At 59.7% G+C, this 13,546-nt stretch carries 11 protein-coding genes and 1 pseudogene; 6 read left to right on the top strand and 6 right to left on the bottom strand.

Annotated features, from left to right (window positions below; genetic code table 11):
- Positions 1 to 33 precede the first annotated feature (33 nt).
- The 6 genes from K3762_RS03570 to K3762_RS03595 all read left to right on the top strand — a co-directional run bounded on the left by K3762_RS03570 (position 34) and on the right by K3762_RS03595 (position 7,576).
- Positions 34 to 429, top strand: a complete 396-nt coding sequence (locus tag K3762_RS03570) for a carboxymuconolactone decarboxylase family protein (protein WP_067627552.1) — start codon at positions 34 to 36, stop codon at positions 427 to 429.
- 17 nt (positions 430 to 446) lie between these two features.
- Positions 447 to 1,907 (top strand): aldehyde dehydrogenase family protein, encoded by a 1,461-nt coding sequence (locus K3762_RS03575; protein ID WP_132444844.1) that lies wholly within the window; start codon positions 447 to 449, stop codon positions 1,905 to 1,907.
- Positions 1,908 to 1,930: 23 nt separating this feature from the next.
- On the top strand, positions 1,931 to 3,121 hold the full coding sequence (locus tag K3762_RS03580; protein WP_132444846.1) for an acetyl-CoA C-acyltransferase: 1,191 nt from the start codon (positions 1,931 to 1,933) through the stop codon (positions 3,119 to 3,121).
- Between the two features lie 20 nt (positions 3,122 to 3,141).
- Entirely contained in the window at positions 3,142 to 5,265 is a 2,124-nt protein-coding gene (locus K3762_RS03585) for a 3-hydroxyacyl-CoA dehydrogenase NAD-binding domain-containing protein (protein ID WP_132444848.1), read from the top strand.
- On the top strand, positions 5,262 to 6,317 hold the full coding sequence (locus K3762_RS03590) for a phosphotransferase family protein (protein WP_132444849.1): 1,056 nt from the start codon (positions 5,262 to 5,264) through the stop codon (positions 6,315 to 6,317). Before K3762_RS03585 ends, K3762_RS03590 begins: the two co-directional genes overlap by 4 nt.
- Before the next feature lie 122 nt (positions 6,318 to 6,439).
- Positions 6,440 to 7,576, top strand: coding sequence for a CaiB/BaiF CoA transferase family protein (locus tag K3762_RS03595; RefSeq protein WP_409202464.1), 1,137 nt, complete (start codon positions 6,440 to 6,442; stop codon positions 7,574 to 7,576).
- A 378-nt stretch (positions 7,577 to 7,954) separates the two neighbouring features.
- On the opposite strand, the gene K3762_RS03600 is transcribed toward K3762_RS03595, so the two are convergent.
- From K3762_RS03600 to K3762_RS03625, 6 genes and pseudogenes are all read right to left on the bottom strand, one after another.
- On the bottom strand, positions 7,955 to 8,902 hold the full coding sequence (locus tag K3762_RS03600) for a restriction endonuclease subunit S (protein ID WP_260011522.1): 948 nt from the start codon (positions 8,900 to 8,902) through the stop codon (positions 7,955 to 7,957).
- Positions 8,903 to 8,919: 17 nt separating this feature from the next.
- A pseudogene (locus K3762_RS03605) lies at positions 8,920 to 9,210 on the bottom strand (glucokinase); the annotation flags it as partial.
- A gap of 108 nt (positions 9,211 to 9,318) precedes the next feature.
- The gene (locus K3762_RS03610; protein WP_132444857.1) at positions 9,319 to 10,416 is read right to left on the bottom strand and encodes an ABC transporter ATP-binding protein; all 1,098 of its coding nucleotides are present in this window, start codon (positions 10,414 to 10,416) and stop codon (positions 9,319 to 9,321) included.
- A 4-nt stretch (positions 10,417 to 10,420) separates the two neighbouring features.
- Positions 10,421 to 11,320 (bottom strand): carbohydrate ABC transporter permease, encoded by a 900-nt coding sequence (locus K3762_RS03615; RefSeq protein WP_120350314.1) that lies wholly within the window; start codon positions 11,318 to 11,320, stop codon positions 10,421 to 10,423.
- Positions 11,313 to 12,185: a carbohydrate ABC transporter permease gene (locus K3762_RS03620; RefSeq protein ID WP_120350315.1), complete on the bottom strand. Its 873-nt coding sequence runs from the start codon at positions 12,183 to 12,185 to the stop codon at positions 11,313 to 11,315. Before K3762_RS03620 ends, K3762_RS03615 begins: the two co-directional genes overlap by 8 nt.
- A gap of 55 nt (positions 12,186 to 12,240) precedes the next feature.
- Entirely contained in the window at positions 12,241 to 13,485 is a 1,245-nt protein-coding gene (locus K3762_RS03625; RefSeq protein WP_132444859.1) for an ABC transporter substrate-binding protein, read from the bottom strand.
- Between the last annotated feature and the right edge of the window lie 61 nt (positions 13,486 to 13,546).

Consider the following 13,546-nt stretch of genomic DNA (forward strand, 5'->3'; position numbering starts at 1 on the left):
CCCCTGCAGGCACAAAGCAAAAGGAATAGACAAATGGACGAGAAACTTTTCGAACTGGGCCTTCAGCAACGCAAGAAGGTCGTCGGCGCAGAGTATGTCGAGAAGAACCTCGCGGCAGCCGATGACTTTTCGCTGCCGTTTCAGGAAGCGATGACCGCCTGGTGCTGGGGCTTTGGCTGGGGCGATGACACCATCGACCTCAAGACCCGCTCGATGCTCAATCTCGTGATGCTGGCCGCTTTGGGCAAGATGCACGAATGGGAGATCCATTGTAACGGCGCGATCAACAACGGCGTCACGAAGGAAGAGATCCGTTCGATCTTGCACATCATCGGCATCTACTGCGGCGTGCCCCAGTCGCTGGAATGTTTCCGCCATGCCCGCAAGGTACTGGAAGAACGCGGTCTTCTGGAGGTTGCAGCCAAGTGAACGGACATCAGGACGGCATGATCACAGTCGATAAACATTACATCGACGGCGCGTGGGTCGCAGGGCAGGGCGGCAAGCCCTTCCCAATTATGAACCCCGCCACGGAGGCGCAGTTCGGCACCGTCACTCTGGGCAGTGCCGCAGATGTTGACCATGCCGTCGCCGCCGCCACACGCGCGTTTGCCAGCTTTTCGCTGAGCTCCAAGGCCGAACGTCTGGGATATCTGCGCGCGCTGCAAAAGGCGCTGGAAGACCGCACTGACGACATGGGCCGGGCGATCAGTCAGGAGATGGGCGCTCCTATGACATTGGCGCGCAACGCGCAAGCCGGCTGCGGGCCGCGTCATGCCGCCGCCTATATCGCAGCGCTAGAGGCGCATGAGGAAGAATACACGCTGCCAAATGGCGATATCATCCGCAAAGAACCCATCGGTGTCTGCGGTCTGATCACGCCATGGAACTGGCCAATTAACCAGATCGCACAAAAGGTGATGCCGGCGCTTGCCGCCGGGGCGACCTGCGTGCTTAAACCGTCTGAGCACACGCCACTGTCGGCGGTTATCTTTGCCGAGTGCGTGCATGAAGCAGGCTACCCCGCCGGCGTGTTCAACCTTGTCTTTGGTGATGGGGCCGATGTGGGCAGCGCCATGTCGCGCCACCCGGATGTAGCGATGATGTCTTTCACCGGATCGACCCGCGCCGGGGCCATGGTATCGCGCGACAGTTCCGAGAGCGTGAAGCGCGTGGCATTGGAATTGGGAGGCAAATCGGCCAATCTGGTCTTTGCCGATGCCGATCTGGAAACGGTTGTTCCGGCGTCGGTCACGCGCTGCTTTCTCAACACAGGTCAGGGCTGCAACGCGCCGACGCGCATGTTGGTGGAACGCAGTTGCTATGACAAGGTCGTCGATCTAGCGCGCCAGACCGCCGAGGCGCAGGTGGTGGATGATCCGGCCAAGGAAGGCAGCCATATCGGCCCGCTCTTTGATGAGATGCAGTTCAATCGGGTGCAGTCAATGATCCAGCTTGGCATTGACGAGGGCGCACGGCTCTTGGCGGGCGGACTGGGGCGGCCAGAAGGGTTGGCCAAAGGCTGGTTCGCCAAGCCGACTATCTTTGCCGATGTGAACAACGACATGCGCATCGCTCGCGAGGAAATCTTTGGCCCCGTGCTTTCGATCATCCCCTTTGAAACCGAAGAAGACGCCATCCGCATCGCCAATGACAGCGACTACGGCCTTGCAGCCTATGTCCAAACCGGCAGCGCCGCTCGGGCGCAGCGCGTGGCCAACCAGTTGCGCGCGGGGGTCGTGGCGATCAACGGACAGGGCGCGGCCTATGGCTCGCCTTTCGGGGGCTTCAAACTTTCCGGAAACGGACGCGAAGGCGGTGCCTTTGGGCTGGAGGAATATCTTGAAGTCAAAGTGATGCCCTCGATCGATGCGATGGCCGAAGCTGGCCGTTTCACCACGGCCTGAGCCAATACCGCAAGGAGCAGAAGATGTTGGACGCCTATATCTATGACGGACTCCGCAGCCCCTTCGGACGGCACGGCGGGGCGCTAGCGGCGATCAGGCCCGATGATCTGATGGCACAGGTCATCAATGCACTGATGTCGCGCAGCACCTTGCAGGCCGAATGGGTCGAGGATGTGGTGCTTGGGAATGTTTGCCAATCCGGCGAGGACAGCCGCAATATTTCGCGTTTCTCGGCACTGCTCGCCGGCCTGCCGGAAGCGGTCGGCGGACAGACAGTGAACCGGCTGTGTGGATCGAGCATGTCTGCCGCGCTGGATGTGGCGCGGGCGGTGACCGTCGGTGAGGGTGAACTGTTTGTTGCAGGCGGTGTTGAAAGCATGACCCGTGCGCCTTTTGTCATGGGGAAGTCTGCGACCGCTTGGTCGCGTCAGGGGGAAATTCATGATGCGACTGCGGGCAAACCTTTCCCCAATCCACGATTTCAGGCGGCTTTTGGACAGGACAGCATGCCGCAAACGGCCGATAACCTCGCCGCCGATTACGGGCTAACCCGCGCAGCCTGCGACGCTTTTGCCGCCAACAGCCAGCGCCGTTTTGAAACCGCTCGCAAAGGTGGGTTCTTCGACGGCGAGTTGATCCCGATTGAGATTGCTGGACGCAAAGGCGCGGTCACCACTGTGGCCGAGGACGAGCATCCGCGCCCGGACACCACGCTGGAAAAGATGGCCAGCCTGCGGCCGCTGGACCCGGCGGGTGTCGTGACCGCCGCGAATGCGTCAGGCATCAATGATGGCGCTGCGGCTTTGCTGATTGGCCAGAACGGCCTTGGCCCCGCGCCACGCGGGCGCATCCTCGCCGGGGCTGTATCGGGTGTGGCCCCTCGAGTGATGGGCATCGGCCCCGCGCTGGCCATCCCTAAGGCGCTCAGCCGGGCAGGGCTATCCCTTGAGCAAATGGATGTGATCGAGATCAACGAAGCTTTCGCGTCGCAGGTGCTCGCCTGCTGCAAGGCGCTCGACCTCTCGCCAGATGACAGCCGGCTCAATCCAAACGGCGGCGCCATTGCCGTGGGCCATCCGCTTGGTGCGTCAGGCGCGCGTCTCATGCTCACTGGGCTTCGGCAGCTCGAGGCCAGCGGCGGGCGCTATGGCTGTCTGTCGATGTGCATCGGCTTTGGTCAGGGCATCGCAGTGATCATCGAACGGTTGAAATGAACGGGGAAGGGGCAAGGGCCATGAAAGATAATGTCAGCGGATTGGTGGTCATCGAGACAGAGGGTGAGATCGGGTTGATCCGGCTGGCTAAGCCGCCCGTCAATGCCATCGGGCTGGCGCTCCGCACGGCGATCTATGAGGGCTTCAAAACCCTGCAGAAAGATCCCGCTGTCCGGGCCATTGTGCTCTACGGCGAAGGGCGCTTTTTCTCAGCAGGTGCCGACATCAAAGACTTTGGCAAGGCCGATATCCAACCCACCCTGCCGCATATCCTCAAAGCGCTGAATGACAGCGAAAAGCCAGTGATCGTGGCGCTGCACGGTGTAGCTTTTGGCGGAGCGCTGGAAGTGGCGCTGGCCACCCACCTGCGCGTCGGCGTCGGGGATTTGCGCATCGGCCTACCGGAAGTGAAGCTGGGGTTGCTGCCCGGCGCCGGGGGCGCGCAGCGACTGCCGAGGCTCTCTGGGCTGGCAGGGGCGATAGATATCATCTGTTCCGGGCGCGACGTGTCTGCGCGTGAGGCGCTGGACCTTGGCATTCTGGATCGACTTGCCGAAGGCGCGCCACGCGAGGCGGGCATCATCGCCGCGCGCGACGTGTTGGCCGGAAAGCTTGCTGCCCGCCGGACAGATACGCGCGATGTGGCCGAAGACCTTGCCGCAGTGAAGGCCGCAAAAGCACGCTTGAAGGCTAAGCGCCCTGCCTTGCAAGCACCGCTCACAGCACTGGAGGCCGTCTGCGCCGCCACCCTGCCGATTGACGAAGGGCTCGCCAAAGAACGGGCGCTGTTCATGGAATTGATGGCGGGAGAGGAACGTGCCGCGCTGGTGCATGCGTTCTTTGCTGAACGCGCCACTGTCGATATTCCTGAGAAGGCCGCGCACCCCCGGCAAATAGACCGCATCGCCGTGATCGGCGGCGGGACGATGGGGGTCGGCATTGCCACGTCCCTGCTCATCGGCGGTTACCACGTCGACCTGATCGAAGCGCAGAGCGAACGAGTCGCGCAGGCGCGTGCCGGGGTGGAGAGCAATCTTGCCGGCGCGCTGAAACGCGGCAAGCTGACCGAACAAGCGCATGATGCCGCTCTCGCTGCGCTGGACTGCGCTGACAGTCTGGATGCCGCAGGCCGGGCCGATCTGGTGATCGAGGCGATCTTTGAAGATATGTCAGCCAAGACGGCACTTTTCACCAAGCTGGATACGATCTGCAAACCCGGCGCGATCCTTGCTACCAACACCTCCTATCTCGATGTGAATGAGATCGCCGCCGCGACCAAGCGGCCCCAGGATGTGATTGGTCTGCATTTCTTCTCGCCCGCCCATATCATGCGGCTGATCGAAGTGGTGGTCGCGAAGGAGACCGCGCCGGACTGTGTTGCTTCGGCCTTCGCCTTGGCACGCAAACTCGGCAAGGTGCCGGTGCGGGCAGAGGTCTGCGACGGCTTCATCGGCAATCGCATCTTGACCCAATACCGCCGAGCGGCCGATTACCTACTGCTCGACGGCGCCAGCTTCACCGAGATCGACGGCGCGTTGGAGGATTTCGGCTTTGCCATGGGGCCCTTCGCGGTGTCCGATCTTGCCGGGCTCGACATCGCCAAGGCGACCCGCGATCGAAAAGCTGCCACGCGGCCAGCGGAGGAACGCTATTCCCGCGTGGCCGATCTGATTTGCGATCAGGGTTGGTTTGGTCGAAAGACCGGGCAGGGCTATTACGTCTACGAGGGCGGAAAGCAGCAGGGTGGCAACCCCGGAGCATTTGAGATTGTTGCAGCGGAGCGCCGCGCTCTGAACCTGCCCAAGCGCAGCTTCACCAGCGAAGAGATCGTTTCACGCTGCCTCACCGCCATGATCGCCGAAGCTGTCCGTGTGCTCGAAGAGGGCATCGCCTTACGGCCCGTGGATATCGATGCGGTCGAGCTTTTCGGCTACGGCTTTCCCCGCCACCGCGGTGGGCCGATGCATCAGGCGGACCTGATCGGCCCCGCAGAGCTGATCCGGCGGATTGAGCTCTATGCCAACGATGACCCCCAGTTTTGGCAAGTGCCGCACTTGCTGCGCGACATGGCGCGCGAGGGTCGCAGTTTTGCGGATCTGAACGGCGCATTGACAGGACATGTCACAAAAGGAAGCACAAAATGAGCGAGAATGGTGGCCCCCCCCTTATCACAGTCAGCGAAGCCCTCAGCTTTGACGAGGCCGCGCTAAAGGCCTATCTGTCCGACCATTTGGAAGGATTTTCCGGCGACCTGCAGGTGCGCCAGTTCAATGCGGGCCAAAGCAATCCAACCTATCAACTGTCCGCCGGTGGGCGCAAATACGTCCTGCGCAAGAAACCCCCGGGCACGCTACTGCCTTCTGCCCATGCCGTTGATCGCGAATACCGGGTGATGGATGCCCTGCGCGACACGCCGGTCCCGGTGCCGAAGATGCTGCATCTCTGCACTGATCCATCGGTGATCGGCACTGATTTTTACGTGATGGAAATGGTCGAAGGTCGGGTCTTTCACGATCCCAGCCTGCCGGGATTGACCCCGTCTGAGCGCCGTGCCTTTTACGAAAGCTTCATCAAGGCTTTGGCTGACTTGCATGCGGTCAAGCCCGAGGCTGTGGGGTTGGGTGATTTCGGCCGTCCCGAAGGATATCTGTCGCGTCAGGTCGCCCGCTGGACCAAGCAATACAAAGCGACAGAAACCGAGACCATCATGGCGATGGACAAGCTGATGGAATGGCTGCCAGCCAATCTGCCTGCCGATGACGAGGCCGCGATCGTACATGGCGACTTCCGCCCTGGAAATGCGATCGTGCGCGACGGCACGCCCGAGGTAACTGCGCTGCTGGATTGGGAGCTTTGCACGCTGGGCCACCCGCTCGCCGATCTGGGGTATGTCTGCGCGAATTATCACGCCGACAACCTGCCCACGGGGCAGTTCAAGGGGCTGGACTTCGAGGCCTTGGGGATTCCGACCGAACAGGAGTTTTTGGAACTCTACTGCCGCTATTCAGGGCGTGAGAATGTATCGAACCATCTGTTTTTCGTTGTGTTTTCCTTCTTCCGCAGTGCCGCGATCATTCAAGGGGTCTACAAGCGCGGACTTGATGGCAACGCCGCGTCGCAAAAAGCGTTGAAATTGGGCCATCTCGCCCGTGTGCGAGCCGAAAACGCATGGCGGATCGTGGAGCAGAACCTGTGATCTCTGCCCCGCAAAAGAGTGATCGGCAATGAAATACACCTCAAGATGAGTAGGGCTAAAATCATGCCATCCCTGTCCCACATCCATTCCGAGCCTCGCACCTGATGTCTGGGTTGGCGCCTATGGCCGGGCTCAAGGTCGTCGAACTGGCGCGAATTCTCGCAGGGCCTTGGATCGGGCAAACGCTCGCGGATCTCGGGGCGGAGGTGATTAAGGTCGAAGCCCCGGAGGGCGATGATACTCGCCGTTGGGGCCCGCCGTTCATTGAACGGACTCGGCCCGATGGCAGCACCGAAACGGTATCGGCTTATTTCCAATCGGCAAATCGTGGCAAGACCTCACTGACCTGCGACTTCACCAATCTCGCGGATCTGGCGGAACTGAAAGCGCTGATCGCGGAGGCCGATGTGGTGATCGAGAACTTCAAAGTCGGGGGGCTGGTCAAGTTTGGCTTGGACTACGCGTCAGTGGCAGCTGAGAACCCGGGTCTGGTCTATGCCTCTGTCAGTGGCTTTGGTCAGGACGGACCACGTGCCAAGGAGGCGGGTTATGATTTCCTGATCCAAGGCATGTGCGGGATCATGGACCTGACAGGCGAGCCAGACGGTGCGCCCCAGAAAGTCGGCGTGGCATGGGTGGATGTTTTTACCGGGCTTTACGGCGTGATCGGCATTCAGGCGGCGCTGGCCGAGCGTGCGCGGTCGGGACAGGGGCAACATGTCGATCTGTCGTTGCTGGATTGCGGGGTTGGCGTTCTGGCCAATCAGGCGAGTAATTACCTCTTGAGCGACGCCGCCCCCAAACGGCTCGGCAATGCGCACCCCAACATCGTACCCTATCAGGTGTTTCCGACCCAAGAGGGGCATTTGATTATTGCCTGCGGCAATGACCGGCAGTTCCGCAAACTCTGCGAGGTGCTGGATATGCCCGAGGCGGCTGGCGACACGCGATACGCGACAAACCCCGCCCGGGTTCGGCACCGGGATACGCTCTGTCGCCTGATTGCGGAACGCACCGCTCATCACACGAAAGCGTCTTTGATCGAACGGCTCACCGAATGCGGGGTGCCTGCAGGCCCGATCAATACGGTCGCGGAGGCGTTGAACGAGCCACAGATCGTGGCCCGCAGCATGCGGATTGACCCCGAGGGTATTGATGGGCTGCGCACGCCGGTGCGTTTTTCTCGGAGCCAACTGGCGCTGGATCGGGCAGCACCAATGTTAGCCACTGGTAGCCGCGGTTTTGGGTTTCGCAGGTAGATCAGTTCTAATGCCAAGAAGCCATTCGCGACGTGACTGTTTCGCAAGGCGCGCCTTCTGCGGTTTTTATGAGCATGTCATGCCGATGATATCAAACGGCAATGTGGATACTGAGCAAAGTCGGATGCGAACCTTCTGCTGCGTACCGGTCTCAAGCTTCGCGGGTCCTGCGTTCTCTTTTGCGAATTTACTAGCTACCAACCCTATTCAAGAGCGCCTGGATTGCGGAGAACAGCGGAAAACCCCTCTGGATGCCCACATTAGGCTGGAATACCGATCATGGCCGAACATGCGGCGGCTGCGATCCCGGGCCGCGCGCCTCACTTCCGACTACGAAGCGAAATGCCCTTAGGTTCAAGGCGACCCTAGACTTTTAGATCAAGCTGTTTCCCACACCTGATTTAGACCCTCTGCCATATCGGCTTCGATATCGCGTATTTCAGCAAGTTTGATCTGGCGATCTTTGAAAGCTGCCACCATTACTGCCGTATAGTTCTCGGGCGGCAATGTTGCATTGATTGGCTCTTTTGTTTTTTTGGGCAGCAATAGGTTGTTCGGCAAGCCAAACCTCTCAATTTCACCAATTGGAATTGCGGGGCTGCGATCACCGATTGCTAACTTGGACCAGCTGCTTCGGACCTTGGCTGTGAGGAGGTACATGAACAGCACGCGGGGATCGCAGTAGTGGAGCCCGTCTTTCGCGGGTGTTGACCTGCGGGGACGGAATATCAGAAGTGACTGAGCTGCCCATACTTTAGAGGCGTCAACTTCACTGCCGTTGACGTATGCAACCCGCCCGACTGGCCCCCGGTGAGCAAACAAGACGTCACCCGGCTTCAAGAGTTGTTCCTCTAAGCCTCTTTCTAACGTCGCACGTATATTGATTTGGCGTGATGCCCCGGAAATTTCGCCGTTTTCAGTGAGGTCGCCTGCGCGCACCTCTCGCAACAGCAGCGTCCCAACCGGGTCACCTTTCGCCGTCTTTGGCCGAATGATCTCGAAAAAATCGGCAAGCCGGTGCCTGGTGGGTTTGTAAGTGTTCTGGAAATGATCAGAAAGGCTACGCCCACCGGTGGGACCGTCGCCGAGATACCGGGAGGGTGCGAGCGAACCACCAGCAGCAAGTATTTCGTCAACAGCGACGACATCGGATTTCCCACGAAGGTTCCTTTGGTAGAGTTCCATACCAGTAAAGCGGTGTACCGTATCTGCGGACACCATCTGAATTGTTTCGTTTGCACCGTATGTTGCACCGAGTTTAATCAGGAACTGTCTTGGCGACGCAGCGTTGATCTCAGAAACCCTACTGATGCGCCCGCTCTCCAATAGGCGTTGCCGGGTACCTACAGTGACTGTCTATGGTCTGAACGTCTGGCGGCTTCGGCGCTGATTTCGCCAAGCTGCTCAGCTCGCAAGTATGGCATCGCATAGCCAAGCGCGGTCAGGTCGTTCAACAAGCGGACATGAGGGCAAGCGAATTGTCGGGCCAAGTCCTCGGCTATGATTGACCAGCCGCGGTTGGTCAATCTGGCGCTGCCCTCATGCACCGGACCCGCAACCGCGATGACAATTTCGGAAGGGGAGGCGGTGACCTGTCCTTGCAGATAGTCCTCAATCACCGCGTCGATGCTTGCCCAGTCCGTATTCGCCTATCTTTTGACGGAGCCAGCCTTCAACGCCCGTCTGGCAGAGCGCCAGACGGGCGTTGATGCCGCCGATATCCGCAACAAGACGCAGGGACATCAGTTCAGACGCAGGCCGGTGTCGGGCGCAAAATAGGAGACTTTGCCCAGATCGAATGCCAACCGCTGTGTCACGCCGGGTGAAGCGGTGGTTTCGGCGTGCAACCGCGCGGTGACATGTTTGCCGCCCAACTCCATGACGGCATAGGTGTCAGCACCAGCAGGTTCCACAATGTCGATCACGCAGTCGGCTTCCTGCGAGTCCGAGCCGGATTGCGCCTTTGCATCCGCAATGTTCTCGGGGCGCACGCCGATGATCACATCCTCCGGCAGGCTGAGGTTCTTGCGGTCCGTTAGTACCATCGGCCCGCCCGACTTGCGGGCAATTTCGATCCGAGTTCCGGCACTGTCTGATTTGGCCTTTGCCGGGATCAGGTTCATCGCCGGGCTGCCCATGAAGTCCGCCACAAAGAGGTTCGCCGGGTGGTTATAGATCTCTGCCGGCGTGCCAATCTGCTGAATGATTCCGCCTTTCATCACGACGATCTTGGTGGCAAGGGTCATCGCCTCAATCTGGTCGTGGGTTACATAGACCATAGAGGCGCCCAAACGCTGGTGCAGGGACTTGATCTCGGTCCGCATTTCGACGCGCAGCTTTGCATCAAGGTTGGACAACGGCTCATCAAAAAGGAACAGCTTCGGATCGCGCACCAAGGCGCGGCCCATGGCCACCCGCTGGCGCTGGCCGCCCGACAGATGGCCGGGTTTGCGGTTGAGCAATTGCTCGATCTGCAACTGTTGCGCTACATAGGCGAGCTTCTTGTCCTGCGTCGCCTGATCCACACCGCGGACCTTCATGCCGAAGGTGATGTTCTTGGCCACGGTCATCGTCGGGTAGAGGGCGTAAGATTGGAACACCATGGCGATGTCCCGGTCCTTGGGGCTGACATTGGTCATGTCGCGCCCCCCGATATGGACTTCGCCGCCGCTGATCGGCTCAAGCCCGGCGATACAGTTGAGCAAAGTCGATTTGCCGCAGCCGGATGGGCCGACCAGTACAAGGAAGTCACCCTGTTCGATCGACACGTTAATGTCTTTGAGGATCTCAATCGAGCCATAGCTCTTGTAGAGGTTGTTGATTTCGAGGATCGGAGCCATTGGTTTATCCTTTCACGGATCCAGCGGTCAGACCGCGGACAAAGTATTTCCCGGCAATCACATAGACCAAGAGGGTCGGCAGACCTGCGATGATCGCGGCGGCCATGTCCACGTTGTATGCCTTGATGCCAGTGGTCGAATTGACGATGTTGTTGAGCGCCACGGTGACGGGCTGGGTGCCTGCCTGACTGAACGAAACGCCGAAGAGGAAGTCATTCCAGATTTGGGTGAACTGCCAGATCACAGTCACCACGATGATCGGCAGCGACAGCGGCAGGAAGATCGACCAGAATATGCGGAAGAACCCCGCGCCATCCACTTTGGCCGCCTTGGTCAGTTCGGACGGGATCGAGACATAGTAATTGCGGAAGAACAGCGTGGTGAAGCCGAGCCCATAGATCACATGAACGAAGATCAGCCCCGGGATGGTGCCCGCCATGCCCATCAGTCCCAGCACCCGCGCCATCGGCAAAAGCACCACCTGAAAGGGGATGAAGCAGCCGAACAACATCAGCGAAAAGAACAGGTTCGCGCCACGAAAGCTCCATTGTGCCACGACATAGCCGTTCATCGCACCAAGCAGCGTCGAGATTGCCACCGCCGGAAGGGCGATCAGCACAGAGTTCCAGAAGAATGGCCGCACCCCTTCGCATTGGATGCCGGTGCAGGCTTCTGACCATGCCGTGCGCCATGCGGCGAAAGTCACCTCGCGGGGCAGGGCGATCAGATCACCGGTGCGGATCTCCTCAAGGCTTTTCAGCGAGGTCGTCAACATCACGAAAAGCGGCAGCAGGTAGAACAGTGCGAAGAGCACCAGTACGATGTAAAGCACCCACCGTAGGACGATCTTGCCTGTCTGGCGATCCGCCGGGGCCTGCGCCTGAGACATTGAGAGCTCAACCATCTTTGGACCTCAATTCCGAATAAAGATAAGGGACCACGATCGAGAAGACGACGAGCATCATAATCATGGCGGAACTGGCCGCTTGACCGATATCGCCGCGCGAAAACGCCATGGCATACATGTAGGTGGCAGGCAGATCGGTTGCATATCCCGGGCCGCCGCCGGTAAGCGCGATGACCAGATCAAAGCTTTTGACGGCAAGGTGTGACAGCACGATGAAGGCCGACAAGAAGATCGGCGCCATCGCCGGAATGATAATCGCGGTATAAACCCGCCATGTCGGGATACCGTCGACCTGAGCGGCCTTGATGATCTCGCCATCGACGGAGCGCAGACCGGCGAGAAACAGCGCCATCACGAAACCGGAGCTTTGCCAGATTGCCGCGAGGACGATCGTGTAAATCGCCATGTCGGGGTCAACAAGCCAGTCAAAGGTGAAATCTTCAAACCCCCAGCCGCGCACCATGGCCTCAAGACCAAGCCCCGGATTGAGGATCCATTTCCACGCCGTGCCGGTGACGATCATCGACAGCGCCATGGGGTAGAGGTAAATCGTGCGGATCGCGCCTTCGGTGCGGATGTTCTGGTCGAGTAAGATGGCCAGCGCGAGGCCCAGCACCATAGCGATTACGATAAACAAAATACCGAAGACGAAGAGGTTGCCAAAGGCCGTCTCCCAGCGGGGCGACGCAAACAGCCGCTCGTATTGAATGAAGCCTTCGATTTCATATTTTGGCAGCAGGCGCGAGCGCGTCAGCGAGACCCATGCGGTCCAGGCGATGAAGCCGTAGACGAAGATCAGAACTGCGATGAACGAGGGCGCCAGAACCAATTTGGGCGTGTTTTCTTCAAGCCACTTGATCATTTGATTGTCCCGGATTTGGCCTGCCCCCACGAAAACGCGGGGGCAGGAGCAGGCGTTACATGCTGTTCGCGATACCGTCTGCGAGCATCTGGACCGCATCGGCAGAGGACATGTCCGAGTTGAAATGCGCCGTCACCACATCGGTGATCGCACCGGCCTGCGCGCCGCGCAGGGCCATGCCATGTGCATAGCTTGGCAGCAGCGCATCACCGTCGGAACTGGCTTGCATGTCATCGGCGGAAAGACGGGCGCAGTCGTCGAATTCATCCAGCGCTACATCGGTGCGGGCGGGGATCGACCCTTTGTTGAGGTTGAACACCTTTTGGAAGTTCTGACCGACGACCAGTTCAGCAAGCAGTTGCTGCCCGGCTTTCTTGTCTTCGCCATCCACGTCGAACATCGCGAAGCTGTCTACGTTGTAGAGGAAGCCTTCGCCCGGCGCAGAGGCGCAGAGGAAGTCTTCGCCCGGCACTTTGCCTGCGGCCATAAACTCACCCTTGGCCCAGTCGCCCATGATCTGGAAGGCGGCTTCGCCGTTCATCACCATCGAGGTGGCGAGGTTCCAGTCACGGCCCGAGAAGTTGCTGTCGACAAAGCCACGCATGATGCGCATCTGGTCGAACACCGCAATCATAGCATCGGAAGTGAGTGTCTCTTTGTCGAGCTCTACAAAGGCCTTGCGATAGCCTTCTGGCCCGAGGATGCCCAGAGCCACAGCCTCAAAAACCGTGGCGTCTTGCCAAGCCTGTCCACCATGCGCCAGCGGGATGATCCCGGCCTCTTGCAGTTTCTCGGCGGCGGCGTTGAACTCTTCCCAAGTCGTCGGCATCTCAATGCCATTGGCGCTCAGTACTTCCGCATTGGCCCAGATCCAGTCGACCCGGTGCACGTTAACGGGTGCGGCACACCATGTGCCTTCACACTTCATATGGCCGGCGATGGAGGCGGGCAGCACCGCGTCCCAGTCGTTGGCTTCGGCAACATCAGAGATATCGGCCAGAACGCCTTCTTCGTACCATTCCTGAATTGCGGGGCCTTTGAGCTGCACCGCCGTCGGCGCATTGCCCGACAGCACGCGGGCGCGCAGTGCGGTCATCGCCGCGTCACCACCGCCACCGGCCACTGGCATATCGGTCCAACTGCCGCCTTTGTCAGCGAATTCTTTTTGCAGAACGGCAACGGATTTGGCTTCGCCGCCAGATGTCCAATAGTGCAGCACTTCGGCGGTCGGTTCGGCAACAGCCGAAGTTGCTACAATCATCGACAGAGCAGAGACTGCCCCAGTTACATAGGCTTTCATTAGATGTCCTCCCGTGGAAACTACGGCCCTCCCAGACCGGATAACGGGAGACTGAGCCTGA

Source organism: Sulfitobacter sp. W074, from assembly GCF_025142275.1.
GTDB classification, from domain to species: Bacteria; Pseudomonadota; Alphaproteobacteria; order Rhodobacterales; family Rhodobacteraceae; genus Sulfitobacter; species Sulfitobacter profundi.

Bases quoted from the DNA above. Each gene is read 5' to 3' on its own strand.
- K3762_RS03570 (WP_067627552.1), top strand. From the start codon at position 34: ATGGACGAGAAACTTTTCGAACTGGGCCTTCAGCAACGCAAGAAGGTC.
- K3762_RS03615 (WP_120350314.1), bottom strand. From the start codon at position 11,320: ATGGTTGAGCTCTCAATGTCTCAGGCGCAGGCCCCGGCGGATCGCCAG.
- K3762_RS03620 (WP_120350315.1), bottom strand. From the start codon at position 12,185: ATGATCAAGTGGCTTGAAGAAAACACGCCCAAATTGGTTCTGGCGCCC.
- K3762_RS03595 (WP_409202464.1), top strand. From the start codon at position 6,440: ATGGCCGGGCTCAAGGTCGTCGAACTGGCGCGAATTCTCGCAGGGCCT.
- K3762_RS03585 (WP_132444848.1), top strand. From the start codon at position 3,142: ATGAAAGATAATGTCAGCGGATTGGTGGTCATCGAGACAGAGGGTGAG.
- K3762_RS03590 (WP_132444849.1), top strand. From the start codon at position 5,262: ATGAGCGAGAATGGTGGCCCCCCCCTTATCACAGTCAGCGAAGCCCTC.
- K3762_RS03580 (WP_132444846.1), top strand. From the start codon at position 1,931: ATGTTGGACGCCTATATCTATGACGGACTCCGCAGCCCCTTCGGACGG.
- K3762_RS03610 (WP_132444857.1), bottom strand. From the start codon at position 10,416: ATGGCTCCGATCCTCGAAATCAACAACCTCTACAAGAGCTATGGCTCG.
- K3762_RS03625 (WP_132444859.1), bottom strand. From the start codon at position 13,485: ATGAAAGCCTATGTAACTGGGGCAGTCTCTGCTCTGTCGATGATTGTA.
- K3762_RS03575 (WP_132444844.1), top strand. From the start codon at position 447: ATGATCACAGTCGATAAACATTACATCGACGGCGCGTGGGTCGCAGGG.